The sequence below is a fragment of the Anabaena azotica FACHB-119 genome, assembly GCF_014697625.1.
In the GTDB taxonomy this organism is placed as follows: domain Bacteria; phylum Cyanobacteriota; class Cyanobacteriia; order Cyanobacteriales; family Nostocaceae; genus Trichormus; species Trichormus azoticus_A.
Map to the genome: position 1 here is coordinate 29,727 of NZ_JACJSG010000039.1, position 18,943 is coordinate 48,669.

General features: G+C 42.2%; 15 protein-coding genes. 5 read left to right on the forward strand and 10 right to left on the reverse strand.

Features of this window, described 5'->3' with window-relative positions:
• Nucleotides 1-62 precede the first annotated feature (62 nt).
• Nucleotides 63-1,118 (reverse strand): tRNA 2-thiouridine(34) synthase MnmA, encoded by a 1,056-nt coding sequence (gene mnmA, locus H6G83_RS24385; RefSeq protein WP_190476716.1) that lies wholly within the window; start codon nucleotides 1,116-1,118, stop codon nucleotides 63-65.
• 377 nt (nucleotides 1,119-1,495) lie between these two features.
• On the opposite strand from mnmA, the gene H6G83_RS24390 reads away from it, so the two are divergent.
• Together H6G83_RS24390 and H6G83_RS24395 are read left to right on the forward strand one after the other, a co-directional pair.
• Nucleotides 1,496-2,221, forward strand: a complete 726-nt coding sequence (locus tag H6G83_RS24390; RefSeq protein ID WP_190476718.1) for a hypothetical protein — start codon at nucleotides 1,496-1,498, stop codon at nucleotides 2,219-2,221.
• Between the two features lie 198 nt (nucleotides 2,222-2,419).
• Nucleotides 2,420-3,235 carry a prohibitin family protein gene (locus H6G83_RS24395; RefSeq protein WP_190476720.1) on the forward strand — a complete coding sequence of 272 codons (816 nt, stop codon included), beginning with the start codon at nucleotides 2,420-2,422 and terminating at the stop codon, nucleotides 3,233-3,235.
• Between the two features lie 778 nt (nucleotides 3,236-4,013).
• Here the strand turns inward: H6G83_RS24395 and H6G83_RS24400 are convergent.
• Nucleotides 4,014-4,187: a hypothetical protein gene (locus tag H6G83_RS24400; RefSeq protein ID WP_190476721.1), complete on the reverse strand. Its 174-nt coding sequence runs from the start codon at nucleotides 4,185-4,187 to the stop codon at nucleotides 4,014-4,016.
• 10 nt (nucleotides 4,188-4,197) lie between these two features.
• A complete protein-coding gene (locus H6G83_RS24405; protein ID WP_190476723.1) occupies nucleotides 4,198-5,052 on the reverse strand; it encodes an SDR family NAD(P)-dependent oxidoreductase in 855 nt (284 codons plus the stop codon).
• A 1,368-nt stretch (nucleotides 5,053-6,420) separates the two neighbouring features.
• On the opposite strand from H6G83_RS24405, the gene H6G83_RS24410 reads away from it, so the two are divergent.
• Nucleotides 6,421-7,863 carry a S8 family peptidase gene (locus H6G83_RS24410; protein ID WP_190476725.1) on the forward strand — a complete coding sequence of 481 codons (1,443 nt, stop codon included), beginning with the start codon at nucleotides 6,421-6,423 and terminating at the stop codon, nucleotides 7,861-7,863.
• A 99-nt stretch (nucleotides 7,864-7,962) separates the two neighbouring features.
• On the opposite strand, the gene H6G83_RS24415 is transcribed toward H6G83_RS24410, so the two are convergent.
• The 7 genes from H6G83_RS24415 to H6G83_RS24445 all read right to left on the reverse strand — a co-directional run bounded on the left by H6G83_RS24415 (nucleotide 7,963) and on the right by H6G83_RS24445 (nucleotide 16,915).
• A complete protein-coding gene (locus H6G83_RS24415) occupies nucleotides 7,963-9,738 on the reverse strand; it encodes a serine/threonine-protein kinase (protein ID WP_190476727.1) in 1,776 nt (591 codons plus the stop codon).
• A gap of 209 nt (nucleotides 9,739-9,947) precedes the next feature.
• Entirely contained in the window at nucleotides 9,948-11,651 is a 1,704-nt protein-coding gene (locus tag H6G83_RS24420) for a serine/threonine-protein kinase (RefSeq protein ID WP_190476730.1), read from the reverse strand.
• A gap of 438 nt (nucleotides 11,652-12,089) precedes the next feature.
• Nucleotides 12,090-13,538: a protein kinase domain-containing protein gene (locus H6G83_RS24425; RefSeq protein ID WP_190476732.1), complete on the reverse strand. Its 1,449-nt coding sequence runs from the start codon at nucleotides 13,536-13,538 to the stop codon at nucleotides 12,090-12,092.
• 335 nt (nucleotides 13,539-13,873) lie between these two features.
• Nucleotides 13,874-14,416, reverse strand: a complete 543-nt coding sequence (locus tag H6G83_RS24430) for a GIY-YIG nuclease family protein (RefSeq protein WP_190476734.1) — start codon at nucleotides 14,414-14,416, stop codon at nucleotides 13,874-13,876.
• A 197-nt stretch (nucleotides 14,417-14,613) separates the two neighbouring features.
• Nucleotides 14,614-15,879: a glutamate-5-semialdehyde dehydrogenase gene (locus tag H6G83_RS24435; protein ID WP_190476737.1), complete on the reverse strand. Its 1,266-nt coding sequence runs from the start codon at nucleotides 15,877-15,879 to the stop codon at nucleotides 14,614-14,616.
• 4 nt (nucleotides 15,880-15,883) lie between these two features.
• A complete protein-coding gene (locus tag H6G83_RS24440; protein ID WP_190476739.1) occupies nucleotides 15,884-16,291 on the reverse strand; it encodes a hypothetical protein in 408 nt (135 codons plus the stop codon).
• Between the two features lie 381 nt (nucleotides 16,292-16,672).
• A complete protein-coding gene (locus H6G83_RS24445; protein ID WP_190476741.1) occupies nucleotides 16,673-16,915 on the reverse strand; it encodes a hypothetical protein in 243 nt (80 codons plus the stop codon).
• Between the two features lie 216 nt (nucleotides 16,916-17,131).
• Between H6G83_RS24445 and H6G83_RS24450 the strand changes: the two genes are divergently transcribed.
• Together H6G83_RS24450 and H6G83_RS24455 are read left to right on the forward strand one after the other, a co-directional pair.
• A complete protein-coding gene (locus tag H6G83_RS24450; RefSeq protein WP_190476743.1) occupies nucleotides 17,132-18,445 on the forward strand; it encodes an AAA family ATPase in 1,314 nt (437 codons plus the stop codon).
• Nucleotides 18,438-18,920: a hypothetical protein gene (locus H6G83_RS24455; RefSeq protein ID WP_190476745.1), complete on the forward strand. Its 483-nt coding sequence runs from the start codon at nucleotides 18,438-18,440 to the stop codon at nucleotides 18,918-18,920. The genes H6G83_RS24450 and H6G83_RS24455 overlap by 8 nt, the downstream gene beginning before the upstream one ends.
• Nucleotides 18,921-18,943: the final 23 nt, after the last annotated feature.

Sequence of the window (18,943 nt, forward strand, 5' to 3'; positions counted from 1 at the left end):
AAAAATACCCCTCAAAACAAGCGTGAGGGGAAAAGGTGGACTAAGCCAAAATTACGTTGATTTTAACTAAACTGGTCAATAATTCCGCCGCCTAGAACCTTATCGCCGTCATACCAGACCGCCGCTTGTCCGGGGGTGATGCTGAACTGGGGTTCATCAAATACTAAGCGGACGCGGGAGTTTTCCAGAGGAATGACTGTCACGGGTTCGGGTGCAGAACGATAGCGAATTTGCACGGCGGCGCGAATGGGGGTTGATGGTTGGGCGATGGAAACCCAATTGATGCGGCTAACTGTACATTCTGCTTGAGTTGCTTTGGTGCGATCGCCTACAACTACCTTATTATTAACTGCATCCAAGGCAATCACATACAGTGGTTCAGCCGCCGCAATTCCCAAGCCTTTGCGTTGACCAATGGTGTAATGATGGACACCATCATGCTGTCCCAAAACTTTCCCTGTAGTATCGACGATATCGCCTTTTTTGGGGGTGATATACTTATCCAGAAAAGCCCGCATGGAACCGTTACTTTCAACTAAGCAGAGGTCTTGACTTTCTGGCTTATCGGCGGTTTTCAGCCCATGTTCGGCGGCTATGCGACGGGTATCAGCCTTTTCCATTTCCCCTAGAGGAAATAGGGAGGCTGCAAGTAAATCTTGAGTCAAATCGTACAGGAAATAGGATTGGTCTTTGTTGCGGTCAACAGCCCTTAATAATTGGTAACGTCCCGTTGCTTTGTCGTAGCTGATGCGGGCATAATGACCTGTGGCGATGCGATCGCACCCCAACTTTTCACGGGCATATTCTACCATAGGGCCGAACTTCACCGTTTTATTGCACTGAGAGCAAGGTAACGGCGTAATCCCCGCACCATAACCAGTGACTAGATAATCGACAATATTAGTTTGAAACACATCCCGCATATCCACAACTTCATGGGGAATGCCCAACTGTTCACAAATATAAGCCGCGTCGATCATCCCTTCAGAACAACATTGACCTTTGCCTTTCATTAGCCAAAGAGTCAAACCAATTACTTCATAGCCCTGATGATGGAGAATAGCGGCGGCTGTGGAACTGTCAACGCCACCAGAGAGACCGACGACAACTTTTTTCATAGTTCTGGATTTTGCACAAGATACCGCGAAGCGGAATTTCCAAATAATAATTTTACTTTTTTCATTTAGCAGATAACCAAACTGTAGATTCTGGCTATTTCCCAACAGGATTTACACCAACTTCATCCAGCTTTACTTTCTACCCACCTATTTAGTAAATTTTAACTGCTCAATTGTAGCACATATTCCTCAAAGCCTTATTAGTTAAGCATTTGGCTGGGAGTTTATCAAATTGGCAACCTAGCAAAAGAGTTAAAAGAGAATTATTATCGGCGTTGCTGATTGATAGGATAAATTTTGTTTCGTGCCTTGGTGCGATAATCTAGCTAAAGATAAACATTTCTTCCATTCAATCATCTATAAATTCTGTTCCTAGTATGCCCAATAGGATAACTGGTAAATATATTGCACTACCTCTAACGCCGTTGTTAATTGGCAGTTGGTTAACATTAGTTGCTAGTATTATTCCCGCGTATGCACAAATCAAGAACAATGAGGGGGTTTTACTCACTCAAGCAGTATTTGAAACTTTACCACCACCTCCTAACTCCCAGTCACAGGGAATAGAATTTAACCAAGAGCAGCAGAACTATCAACCCTATCAACCTGGACAGAGTTTTCAACGTTATTTTGTCTATGTTGAAAATAGTAGTTACCAGACGCTGCAAACAGTAAAACGTATTGAGCCTAGTGCTTATATCCGGCGATATAACGGTCGTTCTGTCATCCAAGCAGGAGTATTCTCTAGACAGGCAAATGCCCAACAGCGAGTGAGAGAATTAGAATACTCTGGGATTTATGGAGCCAGAATTGGTGGTTCTGGTGATGGGGACGGAATACCAAATTCTCCAGGTGAGGGCTATTATGGCAGTGACAGGTCTAGATATTATGTAACCATTCCCGCAAAAGCAGAAGAGGTTCCTGTAATTGCTAACAGAATTAGGTCAGCTGTCGGTAGATATGGGTTTGTGGCGGAAAGAAGCAGACCACTAGGCCCACACGTAGCAGTCGGGCCTTTTGCTCAACGGACGCAAGCAGAACAATGGAATAATTATCTGCGAAATATGGGATTTGGTAATGCTAGGGTCTATTACGGAAGGTAGGGAGTAGGGGCTAGAGTCTAGTGAAGGTAAATTATGTCTGAAATCCTATATTTTCAGAACAACCTACGTGGTTATATCAAACATATAGAATTTACAGTTGATTTTTGATACTTACGTAGGGTGGGCAGTGCAGCGCCGTATCATATTGATGGGCAGTGTAGCGCCCTACAAATACTAGCCTCTAATCTCTAGCTAGCCATGAATAAAAGTAAAACTTTAAATAATGCTGGGAAACTTACTGCACTTTTATGTTTGATAACTATATTTCTGACACCTTTTGTCATTGTCAATGCAGGGGAACGGGGTGTATTGATGGAGTTTGGCAAAGTTCAAAAGCCAATTCTTGATGAAGGATTGCACATAATTATTCCTGTAGTTAATACTGTGGAAAAATTAAGTGTGCGGGTACAAAAGCAAGAAATATCTGCGGAAGCATCTTCTAAGGACTTACAAGATGTATTTGCTGATGTAGCTCTTAATTGGCATATTATCCCCGAAGAGGTGAATCTGATTTTTCAGCAAATTGGCAATTTACCAAATGTAGTTGAGCGAATTATTAACCCAGCAGTGGAAGAAGTGCTTAAGGCTGTGATGGCTCAATATACGGCGGAAGAAATTATTACTAAGAGAGGCGAAGTTAAAGCAAATGTAGATGTGGCATTATCTACAAGGCTTGGTAGTTATCATATTGCTGTAGATGATATTTCTTTAGTTCATGTGCATTTTTCCGAAAGATTTGGCGAAGCGGTGGAAGCAAAACAGATTGCGGAACAAGAGGCGAAACGGGCGGAATTTATTGCTTTGAAGGCAGCAAAAGAGGCTGAAGCTAAAGTTAATATCGCTAAAGGTGAGGCGCAAGCTTATGAGTTGTTACGTGATGGATTAACATCTGAATTGCTGCAAAAACAAGCTATAGAAAAATGGAATGGGAATCTACCTTTAATTATTGGGAAAGAAAGCCCGAAAATTTGGGATTTTAGTGAATTTGTGAAAGGATATAAATCAAGTAGATAGGTGATATTTTGAGAAGGCTATAGAGTTTTTTCTATTATTAGAGATACTTTATAAAGTAAACCTGAAATTGTAGTATTGTAGCAAGACTAAACTTTTGCATCAACCAACAATCTAACATCCTATTCATCTGCGTTTATCTGCGTTCAATTTTTTGCAAATTTATTGCCGCATTTTAGTCCGGTCACGCTAGTAGGGTGCGTCAAACCCAATAATTTTGTACATATTAAAGGATTTTCCACATCTGACGCACCCTACCCCAAGTGCCAGTTGCATAAGTCGCAAGGATAATACTTTTACGTCTAATTTGAATTAAAATCTTGTAATTGGATAGACAGTTGATTCCAGTCGCTTTATTGCGTTGACTTCTAAAGGTGAATTTACATGGACTAGAAGACTACTTGCTGCTGATGAACCACTCAGTGATTATTTCTTTGCACGCAGTTCTATATTTGGGGGAGAAGGATTCATCCAAACTTCTACATTGTTTACTAAAAAAGAAAAAGTAGCGAATTGCGTCAAAAACTAGAGGCAAATTCAAAAGATGCGATCGCACAATTGAGTTCGTAGTAAGGACTTTAGTCCTTTTCCCCGGACTAAAGTCCTCACTACAAACCTTGATTTATTTAATCAGTTCTACTTAGTAGTGGACTGGCAAGGCTAAAATGTGGCAATAGATTTGATCATATTAACCGCCGATAAACGCCGATAAACGCCGATGCAGATTTTCGCTAATGCACTATTTTAGTCTAGACACGCTAGTAGTATTGGAATGGCAAGGCTAAAATATTGCATAAATATAACTCTTGTGGTGTGGGCATCCTGCCCGCACCGGACGGGCAAGATGCCCATCCCACAAGAAAAAAATAATGCCACATTTTAGCCTTGCCACGCTAGTATGCTTTTGATGGGCAATGCCCACCTGTTTGCTGCTATTAACAAAACTAGTAAACATTGCTCAATATCTATAAACCCATTGAATATAAAATCACCCGGTCATACAATTTATCAGGCAAAAGAGACTTGAGTATGACTGCCATTTTTGCGTCTTGACCGATGAGATAGCGTGTCTTTGGTTTTTTTGCCGTGAGTGCATGAACAACAGCCTGAGCTACAATATCCGGTGAAATGCCCTTAGATGCTATAATTCCCGTTTGTTTACGTACAGCAGTCATAGCAGAACCGTAGAGCTTTTCAGCAGATGGCGACAAATTTTGCTTTGCTGTATCGGCTTGAGCGAAAGACTTTTCCCAAATAGGGGTAGAAATTGACCCAGGTTCAATAATTGAAACTGAAATTCCCCAAGGTCGTAATTCCATACGCATCACATCGGTGAGCGCTTCAAGTGCAAATTTTGAAGCATTGTAAGCACCAAGAAACGGAGCAGCACTTCTACCACTAATAGAACCCATATTAACAATTCGTCCTCGACCTTGGCGCAACAAACCAAGAAATGCTTGTGTCACAGCTAGTTGTCCAACCACATTAACTTGTAGTTGTTGTTGAAATTCAGCAATAGGTAATAATTCTAGCGGGCCGGGAACCGCAATTCCAGCATTATTTACTAAACCCAAAATTTCATCACCAACTGTATTTTTTACTGTCTCAACTGCAAATGCAATGGAATCAGTATCAGTAACATCTAAAAAAATAGGGATGAGTCTTTGAGAAGCTTTCTCTTGAAGTTTTTGAGCATCAATATCTTTACGCACTCCAGCAAAGACACAAAATCCTAATTTGTCTAAAAGCAAAGCGCAGGCTTCACCAATTCCTGATGATGCGCCTGTAATCATGACTACACCTTTATTGTTTGCCAGCATTTATTTTATCCAATCTTTGAGCTTTAACTATAAAATTATTTGCTGGGAGCAAATGATATATTTGCTACTTATCAAACATAATTCAGGAGTCAGCAGTTAGGAGTCAAAATTCATTGTGAATCCTGTACAACTGGTGGATTAATCAGTGGTTTCATCAGCATTTAGAGGCTATTTACTTTCAAGAAACACAGGTGACAGGTGACAGGTTACAGGTTACAGGTTACAGAAACAAGAAAATAGGGAATAGTTGTGTTTCTTTTATATTTTGCGGGAGCTTTAACTGCGCCCGTGGGAGGCTGATAACTGATAACTGATAACTGATAACTGACAACTTTCAAGAAACACAGGTGACAGGTGACAGGTTACAGAAACAAGAAAATAGGGAATAGTTGTGTTTCTTTTATATTTTGCGGGAGCGTTAACTGCGCCATTGGGAGGCTGATAACTGATAACTGATAACTGATAACTGATAACTTTCAAGAAACACAGGTGACAGGTGACAGGTTACAGAAACAAGAAAATAGGGAATAGTTGTGTTTCTTTTATATTTTGCGGGAGCGTTAACTGCGCCATTGGGAGGCTGATAACTGATAACTGATAACTGATAACTGATAACTGACAACTCCTAAGAAACACATTTGAAAATCCTTTAATTGGGTTTTGAGTTAAACCAAGAGACTCTAGTTGCAAATTATTTAATTGCCGCAACGAATCAATTTAAACCCTGTTATGCTTCTGGATAATTTAGCTTGTTTACTACTTACTTGTTGGTTTCGCCCAAGGGAGAATAGGTAGCGATAATGCTTTCAGCCAATACATAGGTGCTGTATTACCCCAGACTTGATTGTATTTCACTGAATTTTTACTGTATTTCCTGTATTGTTTGTCTGTTTCTCACTGCTTAATCAAGCATAGCGTTTAACTTTACTTCTGGGTTTTTGTTGTCTCAATTTTTCCAATATTCTTGATTTGCTTACTGCTTTCTCTGTGTACCAGTTTTAGGTGCGGAATGTGGGATAAGGAGATTCAAATATATCAATGAGTGTTTCAAATTACAGCCAATCACTTTTCCCACAACCTCGAAGTCCTATAGTTTGATATTTGCCACTTGTTCTATTGTCAGAAAAAACTCAAGATTTAGAAAGTCGATTTGATGAATAAAGTTCCTAATAACTAGATTTTGGAGAAATTATAAATAAATAATTAAAATATTTTGGATATTTTTGGTAATAGAAAAGCCATTTTCAGACATTAATTCGTAGTAGTTATTTACTAGGAGGGTAAACTAATTTGGCGCGAGTCTTGATTTAAATGCTTTAAAAATTAAACCTGCAAAAAATACTTACATTAGTTGAGGAGCAAAGACCTATGCCCACAAATCAGACTAATCAAAATTCCCTGGAAAATGACGGGCGCAACTCTTCTTATCTCTCCTCTTCTGATACTTTTAATACAGAAAATAATTATACATCTAATTTAGGAAATCATAGTAGCTATACATCCAATGAGGCTACAGCTACTAGTACTTATAATTCTAGTGACGGTTATGGCTTAATTGATGCCAACAAATCCGTATCAGAAGCAGCTGGGACAAGTCCATCAAGTGATGTTGCTGACCAGGGTGGTAATAATTGGGGATTAGATATGATTAACGCCCCAGAAGCTTGGAATCAAGGATACACAGGTCAGGGCGTAATTGTGGCTGTGATAGATACTGGTGTAGATTATAATCACCAGGATTTAAAAAACAATATGTGGACGAATACTAAGGAAATTGCTGGTAATGGTATAGATGATGATGGTAATGGCTATGTAGATGATGTTAATGGTTGGAATTTTAACGATAACAATAACAACACTCTGGATGATAATGGACATGGAACCCATGTTTCTGGAATTATTGCTGGGGAAAATGATGGAGATGGTGTAACTGGTGTGGCGTACAATTCCCAGATTATGTCTGTGAAAGTGTTGGATGCTTCTGGCTCAGGTTCTTATGATGCGATCGCCAGTGGCATCCGCTATGCTGTAGATAATGGAGCTAAAGTAGTTAACCTGAGCTTAGGCGGTGATTACTCCAACCAGACTCTTCAATCTGCCATTGAATATGCCGATAGTAAAGGCGTAGTTGTTGTTATGGCATCTGGTAATGATGGTAGATCAAAACCAGGTTATCCGGCACGCTATGCTGATAAAACAGGAATCGCCGTTGGTGCTGTAGATGAAAATGGTAAATTAACGGATTTCTCTAACCGTTCTGGTAATAATCAAATGGCTTATGTTACAGCGCCTGGAGATAATATTTATTCTTCCACACCAGATAATCAGTATGAATATAAAAGTGGTACATCTATGGCTACTCCCTACGTTTCCGGTGTAGTAGCTCTTATGCTCAGTGCTAATCCTAATTTAACTGTAGCTGAGATCCGCGACATTATTACCAGCAACGCAAACAACAGTAATAGCAGCACGACACCAGATACAACATACCCTGACTTTGGTTTTGGCTTCTTTACAATTGGTGACTCATCTACTTTATCTGTAAATAACAGCTCAACTAAAACCTCTAGCTATAGCCTCAAATCCTTCTCAGAAAATAATAATTTCAATAACAATTCCCGTATCTTATCTAAAACATCTAATAGTTCAACAACCACCAGCCCCAACATAGAATTTGTACACCGCAATTATCTAGACTCGCAACCCAACAGCCTCGCTAATACCCCAACTGATAGCAACGATGATTTTGGAGAATTAATAAATCAAATCATTAAACAATTAGAAGAGTATCAAAAATTGCTGGGAAGATAGACAGTTATCAGTTGACAGTTATCAGTTATCAGTTATTAGTTATCAGTTATTAGTTATCAGTTGTTCGTTTTCCCCTTTCCCCCTTCCCCCTTCCCCATCTCAACACTGTTTCGCTGAAGCAGGATTGACAAAATCGTGTAAGTCTGCTTCCCAAACGCTGATGTAAATTAAATCGCAGTTCTGACGCACAATTTGACCTTTAACTCCACCTACGGTAAAAGTAAAATTATCTGACTGACGTTGTTGGATTTGTTGCAATCCTTGCTGAATTTTGGCGTTAGATTGACCGCCTAACATTCCATTTAAGGTGGTTTGCATAACTTCTGGGTCTACTGATTGAGCAAACGCTACTTCTGTTTGGCGCAATGCTCCGGTGTTACGGTCAAATAAATAACCTAAGTCAACTTGGTTTGGGACTAGGCGATAGACTACAGCACGGGTATTGCGCCACACTCCTCTTAAATCTCTATTTGGCTTTCCGAGTGCGGCTTCTACGGTGCTTCTTGCTGTTCCTGTGGGAAAGGCGGGAACGCTTGGGCTGGTTGTATTTGCTTTTTTTTTGGGTAAATCAGCTTGGGGTGTAGGTTCTGGAACCGGCTGATTTTCTATTTGTGGTGTTGAGGTAGCTTCTGGTGTGGGAATATCTGCTGTTGTGGGTGTATTTTCTGGTTCAGGTGTGAAGATTTCTGGAGGCTGAGAGTTTTCTGGGCGGCTCTGTGTGAATGATGGTGTATCAGATGCTACTGGTTGTTGAGGAGGGCTGGCTGGGGGGAGGGTGGGCGAAGACTGAGACGAGACGGATGGTGTGGTGGGTGTGGAAACTGGCGGGGGGAAAGGTTTGCTAACGATATGTGTATTTGATTGTGACTGGCGTGTCAATGTGGAAATGGCTACGCCTGCTAATAAACCACCTACAACCAAGCTTCCGATTATCCAAACAGACTTTTGTCGGTCGCGCTGAGGTTTAATGGCGGGAACAGCTAGGTGTCGGGTTTGTTGGCTGTGTAATTTGGTGGGGGCTGTGGTGGGCGCTATGGTAGGTGGGGCTGTAAGATTAGGTGATAAAGCATACAGCATTTTACTGGCAGTACTGTAGCGATCGCCTGGCTGTGGTTTAATAGCTTGATTGAGTACAGATACTAGTTGTGGCGACACATGAGGCGCAAAGTTTTGCCACATAATTTCGCCATTTTGGGGATTAGTTGGCAGTTCTTCAGGACTTTTACCTGTCAACAAGTAAATTGCCGTCAAACCCAAGCTGTAGATATCGCTGGCGTAAACTGGTCTACCTACGGCTTGTTCGCTGGGCATATATCCGGGTGTACCAATGACGAGCGATCGCGTAACATATCCAGGGGAACTCACAACTGAACGAATGGTTTCTTTGACTGCGCCAAAATCAATTAACACTGGCTTTTGGTCAACAGTCCGCAGAATAATGTTATCGGGCTTAATATCTCGGTGAATAATGCCTTTACTGTGGACATATTCTAAAACTGATAGCAGACTCAATAAAATTGCCCTGACAGTAGCCTCGTTTTGAATTCCATTGTCTGTTACCAGATTTCTCAGGGTTTGCCCATGAATCCATTCTTGCACTAAATAAAACTGCCCATGCTCGGAAAAATAAGCGTAGAGTCTGGGAATTTGGTCACTATGTTCACCCAAAAACTCTAGAGTTGCAGCTTCCCTCTCAAACCTTTGTTGAATCATTTCATAGGTTTGTGGGTTATTGCTGACTGGTTTGAGTTGCTTAATCACGCAACGACGGCGCGATGGCATATGGGTGTCTTCCGCCAATAAGGTTTCTCCAAACCCCCCAGCACCGAGTACCTGAATAACTTGATAACGATTGTTCAGCAGAATTGATTTCATGCGAATTTAAAATTGTCCGCCCTATCTCAATGTACATCACGATGTGGCGATAGGTTATGTTCCTGTGGTTGAGGGTGGGAAACGCAGAGGTTGGCGAAGCGACGGCCTTTGCTTTAGACATGAGGGCTTGTGCCTGTCGTCTAACAGTGAGTCTAGGGAGATTCAGGAAAAGTCCAGAATTTTCTGCCTTTCTTCCTCTAGACTAATGACTAGTTAGCATTACTCACAACCCATCGATTATTTTCTCCATCCCATAATAAGGAGAAACGCACAGTGCTAGGTGCTTGCTTGCCATTTTTCATCAAATATTGCAACTTAGCGTTAACTGTGGCTGTGTCTGCATTAGCATCTTGGGTAGTTACTTGTTCAACCTCTACACTTTCCACTTGTCCACCCCACCAGTCAACATAAGAAAGATAACCTTTGGGGTGCAGTCTTCTGTTATTTTGAAAGCTGGGGGATAGTAAATTCCAAGCTGTACTATATTCACCCCGGTTAATGGTTGCATAATAGTTCTCTACAGCTGCTTCAGGAGAAGGTCGATTTACTTCTGGTTGGCTTGTTTCTTCTGGTTGGGTAGCGGTTGGAGTTTCCGGTGTGGTAGTTTCCTGGGGAACTGATGTTACAGGTTCTGTGTTAGTTGCAGGTGGGGATTCTACAGGTGTGGCTGATGGTTGTACACTGATGGGAGGAGTACTTGTTCTTCTTGTGGGGTTTTGGCTGACATCTTGATTTATGGGTGTGTCAGGTGTTGTAGTGGCTGAGGGACTGAGAGATGGTTCTGCACTAGGACTTGTATTGCTGCTAACAGTATTTTCACTAGGTGTTGTCTGTGTTACTTGTTGATTTGGTCTGGTAAGGGCAAAACCAATGACGACAGAAGCACCAATCACACCACCAGCAATTAAACTACCAAGGAGGACACCTTTATTGCTGTTGTTGTGACTTACGGGTTGGGGTGTAGGTGCAGTACCGGGACTGATAGCCACGGTATGGGGTAGGGTTGCATTAGCGGGTGTAGTGACTGGTGGTTGTTGATAAGGAACTGTGGGGGATGACTGCGGTTGTTGATAGGGAACTGTGGCGGGAACTACGCCTAATTGCAAGGCTTGTAGCATTTCTCTAGCGGTGGCGAAACGTTCTCGTGGGTGGTAGGCGATCGCTCGATCAATCACACCTGCTAATGTAGGACTGACACTCAAGGCGTATCTGTGCCAAACAATATCACCAGTATGCGGATCTGTTTCAATTTCCTGTGGCTGTTTCCCCGTCAGCAAATAAATTGCTGTCATCGCTAAACTATATAAATCACTGGAATATACTGGTCTCCCTGCGGCTTGTTCGCTGGGCATATATCCGGGTGTACCAATGACAATGGAACTGGTAGCATTACCTTGGGAATTAACTACTGTTCCCATCGATTCCCGCACTGCACCAAAATCAATTAATACGGGTTTACCGTCACGACGACGCAGAATAATGTTATCTGGTTTGATGTCCCGGTGAATGATGCGCTTAGAGTGGACATATTCCAGAACAGGTAATAAATTTACTAGAATTTCTTTAACTGCACTTTCACTAAATACACCTTGCTGCTGGACTTTGGCTGTGAGTGTATCACCTTCCACCCATTCTTGGACTACATAAAATTGCGTATTTGCCTGAAAATAAGCATATAAGGTAGGGATTTGGTCTGTATGGCTACCCAAATCTTCTAAAATAGCTGCTTCCCGTTGAAAACGCTCTTGTACTAGTTGGTAGATTTGCGGATTATTTTGAATCGGTCTCAGTTGTTTTACTACACAGCGACGATGAGAAGGCATTTGGCTATCTTCTGCTAAGAAGGTTTCTCCAAAGCCACCACTACCTAAAGTCCGAATTACCCGATAACGATTGTCAAGCAGCGTTTCCATAAGTTAGCACAGAGCAGTAAGAGAATAAATATTGTATACTTTACGTCTGAATCATGTCGGTCTTTACTCGATAATTGTTACTCAAAGATAGTTTGAGCGTTTCTTAAGCAGTCAACTAAATCAGGGTTATTTCATGCTTAACTAAACATCTATCAGCGATGATTACTGAAAGTAGGCCGATGCACTTGCCCACCAAAGCTATGATCTGACTTTTCACGGGATCTGGAAGACCTCTCTCCAAACCTCTCTCCTACAAGGAGAGAGGCTTTGATTTCTCCCCCTTCCCTTGTAGGGAAGGGGGCTGGGGGGTTAGGTCTGACGGAACGCTTTTCCACATAACGTGAAAAGTCAGAAGCTATGATAAGGTGGACATTGCCTACCCTACTACAGATACTGAGATTTTTTCACAAATCAAATCCGATTCCAGATCAGCGATAATTACTTAAAGTATCGTAAGTTATTACGGGTTTGATATGCGGCAATAGAATCTACATTGCGCTGCTCTAATGTTGATAGCAATTTTACGGGAAATTCTTGAGGTGAATATTGGGGATTATACCAAGGTTGATTATTAAAGTAGTCTTGTAAATCCTGATTATCAAAACGCCGACCGTGCCGAGCGAAGACAGTATTTCGCATAATATCTAAAGTATAACCATTTTTCCCCTCTAAATCTGCGTCGGTAACAGTTCTTTGAGAAAGCCATAAATAATTATCAGTTGTATTTACGTCTACTGAGGCGGACTTAACAGAGGAACCAGGATCAATATTTTCTATAGGAATTTGGACAACAGGTGGTGTAGTTACTGGCGTTGGCGTAACTGTGGTTTTTGATTCTACCGGTTCCGTAACCTTATTTTCGTCTACAGGGAATAATATCGGCATTACCAAAAACAATTGGACAATTGACGATGCAACAATTAACCCTACTCCAATCAATTTGGAGCGGATACCTTTTTGATTATTACCAGAAATAGTTGCTTGAGGAGCTACGGGAAGCGTTGGTGATGCAGGTGTTACTGGCGGGGGTGTAAAATACGGTTGTGTGGGGGGAATAGGATTGCTGAGTGCTTGTAAATCATCTAACATGGCTCTAGCGGTGGAGTAGCGATCGCGGGGATGATAGGCGATCGCCCGCTCCAGTACAATAGCTAAAGCCGGACTAATATGACTGCCATACTCTCGCCAGATCATTTCCCCAGTTTGGGGGTCTATCTCTAATTGTTGTGGCTGTTTCCCAGTTAACAGATAAATGGCTGTCAAACCTAAACTATATAAATCACTAGAATATACTGGTCTTCCGGCTGCTTGTTCACTAGGCATATATCCGGGTGTACCAATGACAATGGAACTGGTAACATCACCTTGGGAATTAACTACTGTCCCCATTGATTCCCGTACTGCACCAAAGTCAATTAATACAGGTTTCCCGTCACGATGACGCAAAATAATATTGTCTGGTTTAATATCCCGGTGAACAATGCGCTGAGAATGGACATATTCCAGCACTGGTAACAAATTTATTAAAATCTCTTGCACAGCAGCTTCCGTCAATAACCCCTGCTGTTTGAATTTCGCCGTGAGAGTATCCCCTTCCACCCATTCTTGCACTAAATAGAATTGACCATCCGCCAAGAAATAAGCGTATAATCCGGGAATTTGGTCAGTTGTACCGCCTAAATCTTCTAAAATCGCTGCTTCCCGTTGAAACCTTTCCTGTACTAACTGGTATATCTGCGGGTTATTTTGAATTGGTCTCAGCTGTTTTACCACACACCGCCGCCGAGAAGGCATATAAGTATCTTCTGCTAGATAAGTTTCCCCAAACCCCCCAGCACCCAGTGTACGGATAACTTGATAGCGATCGTTTAACAGCTGTATCGTCATAACAGGCTTAAAAGACTAGCTAATCTAATATAGCCTCTGTCAGTTGACAGTTGACAGTTGTCAGTTATCAGTTATCAGTTATCAGTTATCAGTTATAGAAATCCTATTTGAATTTTGAAAAAATCTCCGTACCAGTAGGCCGATGCACTGCCCACCAAGACTATGATATGGTAGGCAGTGCATCGGCCTACGTACAATTCACAAATCAAGTAGGAATCCTATATCAGTTATCAGTTATCAGTTGTCAGTTATTCTCCCCTAACTTCCTGTTCCCCTCCTGGGAGGGGCTAGGGGTGGGTTACTCCCTAACTTCCACACCAAATATTACTTAAATATTACTTCAAGTCTAGTAAACCTTCTTCTTTTAACTTAGGATTAAACCGCAATTGAGTTTTTAAACCTCGTAATTCCAAAGTTTCTAAAATATCTGCTTCTACTCGCCGAGCCACATTTTTGATAATTTTAATTTGTGTGAGTTCATCATTAGTAGGTTGGTGATAACTTGCCTGTTCTTCTTCTGTCATGAATGCTTTCACATCTACAGGCTGCGTCCATTTCTCTTTGTCTTCTCCATTCCCCGCAGGCGTATCAACATTTTCAGCTATCCAAGCCTTTTCGATATTTTCCAAAACTGTCCGGCTAGGACGTTCAATAGTTTGCACTTTCACCCAATAGCAATGTTGTGGCTGACGCACTAAATGCTGTCGCAAACTGAGGTAAACATCACGTGAATATCCCACAAATTGCAAAGATTTCTCTTTGTCAAAAACTGCATATACTCCAATCTTTGCCTGATAAATTTCAGGTAATTGACCATTTTCATCAATATAAGGAATATATTCGAGATTGGCTAAATTAGTAATATTATCGGTAGTCATATTGGGGACTGGGGACTGGGGACTGGGGGAGATGAGGGAGAGGGGGGAGAGGGAGAGGGGGGAGAAACCCACCCCTAGCCCCTCCCAGGAGGGGAAAAGGGAGATGAGGGAGAACAACTGCTAACTGTCAACTGTCAACTGTCAACTGATAACTGATAACTGATAACTGATAACTGATAACTGATAACTGTCAACTGCTAAAACCTCCCATTTCCCTGAATAATATGCTTGAGGGTAGTTAAAGTTTCTAGGCTGATAAATCCTCGGCGATGACCTTTTTGATTAGACATACCTAAAAAGACGGAATCACCCCGTGAAGGGTTACGGGAGAAGCGGGGAGAGGTGTTAATATAGGTGGCGGCGCTGTTAACGCCTAATGCAAATTGGCGACTTTCTTGATAGGATTCGGTGGCGATCGCATCAGCATGACCGCTACTGTATCGATTTATCCAGGCGATCGCACTATCTAAGCTATCCACTAGTTTAAATGCTACTATCTTAGTTAAATAGGGGTTTGCCCATTCGTGATCTTTTGCTAGTTGCAACTGCGGAAAGGCTTGTACTAGTTCCTCATCGCCTCTAATCTCAAAACCTTTCTCTTTCAGGCTATTCCATAATACTGCTAAAGATGAAGGCATGGCTTGGCGATGAATTAGCACTTTTTCAATAGCGTTGACGGGATCTGGTTCGCTTGCATGGCTATCGAGAATCATCCAGCGTACCATATCCAAGCTGCTATTTAATGACCAATACAGGTAACAGTTCCCCATTGCTGACTTTAACACTGGGCAAGTCGCCTGACGCACTACCTGCTGTATCAAGCTAGAACGTCCGTAGGGAATGACTAAGTTAATATATTGGTCTTGGGTGATTAAATCGCGCAGGGAACCCCCATGTTCTGTGGTGACTAGTTCCACACAGCCTGCGGGTAGCCCAACTTCGCCGATCGCATTTTGCAATACTTCGGCGATCGCCGCATTGGAATGGCTCGCTTCTGTACTACCCTTGAGGATGATACTATTACCAGTTTTAATACACAAGCCTGCGGCGATCGCGCCTAAATCGGGAAAGGCTTCATATATAAATCCAATCACACCCAAGGGCATTAACTGGGAATAACTCTGGGAATCTTCTGGTTGATAGTCGGCGTTTCTTACCCGCCTTAAGGGATCAGATATTTCCCCCAACCTTTGGAGAATTTCTACTGTTGTCTCCAACCTAGTGGGGGTTAGCTTTAACCAGTCGAGAATCAATTCTGGCACAGCCATTTCCCGACTAGCTTCTAAATCCAATGTATTCGCTTCTAATATATCATCAAATGCCTGTTCTAGCGCTTGTGCCATCGCCAGAACAGCGCGACTCCGGTCTATCCCTTTAGTAGTACCTAACTTCAGGGAAGCGTGAAAAGCACGCTTGGCGCTTTTCATCGGTTCGGGACAATCATCTACGGCTGCAACGGTCATTGAGTTATCGTCTGTAAGTAAGCCAGAACATGAGTGCCGGCAAAAGAACCAACAAGAGCGCTACCATGGCCCAAGCGATGAGACTAGAACCATTGCCCATTCGCAGTGCTAGTGGTAGCCATATAATCACTAGCACGAAAATACTGCCCAAGGCTATAGGCAAGTACCTTTCTCCCCATTTTGAGTGGACGAGGTTCCAACTATGACCATTCCAGCGCCAAGCGCGTTTGTAGGGATAGGTGGTGGAAAGTTCTTCTAACACATGACCATTATCTTCTACTACAAAGATTCGCTGACAGCGATCGCAACCAAAGGCTTCTGTCAGTGTAATCGGTACTAATTTTCCTTTGCGACGGCAAGGACAAGGATATTCGCTATTTAAGTCGATTTTTTCAGGTTTCTTAGATTGCACAAGCGTTTTTAGCAATTCAATTTAGGTACTGGGGAAAAAGAAAGGAAGGGGAAAGGGGAAAGGGGAAAGGGAGAAGCCATTGACTTTTGTCTTTTACCCTTTACCTTTTCTGATAATTGAGTATGCTACTCAACGTCCCGCTACAGCTAACAGCAATTTGCCAAGCTAGTCTGGACTGTATGAATGTGCGGATTTAAACCAACTTAATTGCTTGTTTAAAAATTTCTGTATTTTCATATATAAATCACAAAATTAATGTATTGCTATTGATTAGGTATTTATGGTGCAGGCTTAAAGGGTACATTTTTAGCTTACGTGGCGAACTCTCACAAGACAACCCATTACAGCTGTATTTAATCAAGCTTTTACTTAAGTTGTTTGCTAAGTGCGATCGCTGTGATTTCTTTGCCGGATAGACAGTATGAATCTGTGATCTCCATCTTGACAGCTACCTTTCAAAGATGAAGATTTGTTTCGAGTGGAAATATCTGAATGTCTTTTGCTAGCGATCAACTTACCCTGCTTTGGGCGATCGCCACTTAAAAAACCCTCACTCCCCCTGACTACTGCTCGAAACTGCCTGCCAATTATGCACCTGATATTACTGCTATCTACCTTAAGCAATATCTAGTTTAATATAGTTTTACTTTTAAAACTGGGTAAATGGATTCGCCAGCGCGACATGAACACCTCACACCCAAAGGTGTCCTTGCTGATTTGCCAAAGTTGGAGGCAAAGTCCAGCAAGAAAAACTCAAAGCAGCACACCGCGCCTCTCTGTTAGAACTTAACAGGCTCTTTGCTTCTTTTCAACATCGTGCATTCCCTGGAGAATTGTAACATGAATGCCATGCTCACCGAATTTACCCTCGCCAACTTCAAAAGTTACAGCACCAGCCGATTACCTCTTGGGTCGCTGACCGTGCTAATTGGAGCCAATGCTGCTGGCAAAAGTAATGCCCTAGAAGGTTTGCGCTTTCTGTCATGGTTGGCACAAGGACAAAGACTATCTAGCATTCAATATGCAGTCAATAGTGTAGAGCGCGTTATGCGGGGTCGAGTCAATGATTTGTGTCATCATGGACAATCAAGTTTTACCATCGGTTGCCGTTTGGACTTAGCAGAGTGGAACCAACTTGAGATAACGCTTAATGTGCGTGACGGAGAACTACACATCAGTAGTGAAAGCATCTTTGGCTCGACAAGTCAAGTCCCACTATATGACCTAGATCAGCCTTCACAAGGCGTAGGGACTGATGTTCGTGTGATATATAACAATTTTTTAAAAGGGAGTAGAAAGCCAAGAATAACGTGCAGCGATCAGATGGCTATATTCGTGCAATTAGATAGCCCTGCTCAATTTAATGCAAAGCACCTCATCTCCCAAAAAATAATTCCTGATACCGTCCGGGAATATCAACGAGTTTTAAAGAACATCCTCTTTTTAGATCCTGTCCCCGCAAAAATGCGCGAGTACAGTTTTAAATCTGATAAGCGATTACAAGAAGATGGCACTAATCTTTCCAGTGTTCTCTATCGTCTGTGGCACAACCAACCCGAAAATCAAGAGGAAATTCTCAATTTCATCCGCAGTTTGCCAGAACAAGCTATAAATGGACTGGATTTCCTGATTGGCCCAAGGGATGAAGTGATGGTGCGATTAGCCGAAACCTTTGGTAATCAGCAACGCTATTGTGAGGCTGCTTTATTATCTGATGGCACTTTGCGAGTCTTGGCTATAGCTGCGGCGATGCTATCAGCTACCGAGGGTAGTTTAGTAGTTATTGAGGAAATCGACAACGGGGTTCATCCCAACCGCGCCCAACATCTACTCGCCAGCATCCGAGATATTGCCGAGCGGCGTGAATTGCGGGTGCTGCTTTCTACCCACAACCCAGCCCTCATGGATGCTTTACCCGATGCTGCTCTTGCAGATGTAGTATTTTGTTTCCGTAATCCAGAGGAAGGAGATAGCCGCCTTGTACGACTTGGGGATATGTACGAATTTCCCGATTTGATATTGCAAGGGCCACTGGGTCAATTAGTAACTGCTGGAATAGTGGATAGGTTTGTCAAGTCGCCGCACACACCAGAAGATAGAAAACAGCAAGCGATGGAATGGTTGTCTCGTTTGCAGGAGTACAGCAATGACTAGTATCTGCCTGATAGATACCAGCGTATTCCTCAACTTACTTAACGTTCCTCATTGCAATCAACAACACGCATCAGTTCTTGAAGAATTTAACACCTATGCTGCGGCTGGTTGTACTTTTCTATTACCTATGGCAACAATCATCGAAACAGGTAATCACATTGCTCAGAACGGCGACGGCACAATCAGAAGGGTAACTGCTCTACGTTTTGTTGAGAACGTTAAAGCTGCATTTAAACCAAACGCTCCTTGGCGGACTACTGCATTTCCCAACACAACAGAGATATTGGAGTGGATTGACAAATTCCCCAATCTGGCTGGCATGAATAAAGCTCCAGATAAACAAGAAGGAACAAGTTTCGGGGATCTCAGCATTATTGAAGAATTTAATAAGTCATGCAAACTGTTTCCTATGAGTGAAGTGTTTATCTGGTCGTTAGACCTGGATCTACAGAGCTATCACCAAAAGCGAAAATGACCTACTAATTTCTCAGGATAGCT

Bases quoted from the DNA above. Each gene is read 5' to 3' on its own strand.
- mnmA (WP_190476716.1), bottom strand. From the start codon at position 1,118: ATGAAAAAAGTTGTCGTCGGTCTCTCTGGTGGCGTTGACAGTTCCACA.
- H6G83_RS24430 (WP_190476734.1), bottom strand. From the start codon at position 14,416: ATGACTACCGATAATATTACTAATTTAGCCAATCTCGAATATATTCCT.
- H6G83_RS24420 (WP_190476730.1), bottom strand. From the start codon at position 11,651: ATGGAAACGCTGCTTGACAATCGTTATCGGGTAATTCGGACTTTAGGT.
- H6G83_RS24400 (WP_190476721.1), bottom strand. From the start codon at position 4,187: ATGTTTACTAGTTTTGTTAATAGCAGCAAACAGGTGGGCATTGCCCAT.
- H6G83_RS24390 (WP_190476718.1), top strand. From the start codon at position 1,496: ATGCCCAATAGGATAACTGGTAAATATATTGCACTACCTCTAACGCCG.
- H6G83_RS24410 (WP_190476725.1), top strand. From the start codon at position 6,421: ATGCCCACAAATCAGACTAATCAAAATTCCCTGGAAAATGACGGGCGC.
- H6G83_RS24395 (WP_190476720.1), top strand. From the start codon at position 2,420: ATGAATAAAAGTAAAACTTTAAATAATGCTGGGAAACTTACTGCACTT.
- H6G83_RS24415 (WP_190476727.1), bottom strand. From the start codon at position 9,738: ATGAAATCAATTCTGCTGAACAATCGTTATCAAGTTATTCAGGTACTC.
- H6G83_RS24455 (WP_190476745.1), top strand. From the start codon at position 18,438: ATGACTAGTATCTGCCTGATAGATACCAGCGTATTCCTCAACTTACTT.
- H6G83_RS24425 (WP_190476732.1), bottom strand. From the start codon at position 13,538: ATGACGATACAGCTGTTAAACGATCGCTATCAAGTTATCCGTACACTG.
- H6G83_RS24405 (WP_190476723.1), bottom strand. From the start codon at position 5,052: ATGCTGGCAAACAATAAAGGTGTAGTCATGATTACAGGCGCATCATCA.
- H6G83_RS24450 (WP_190476743.1), top strand. From the start codon at position 17,132: ATGAATGCCATGCTCACCGAATTTACCCTCGCCAACTTCAAAAGTTAC.
- H6G83_RS24435 (WP_190476737.1), bottom strand. From the start codon at position 15,879: ATGACCGTTGCAGCCGTAGATGATTGTCCCGAACCGATGAAAAGCGCC.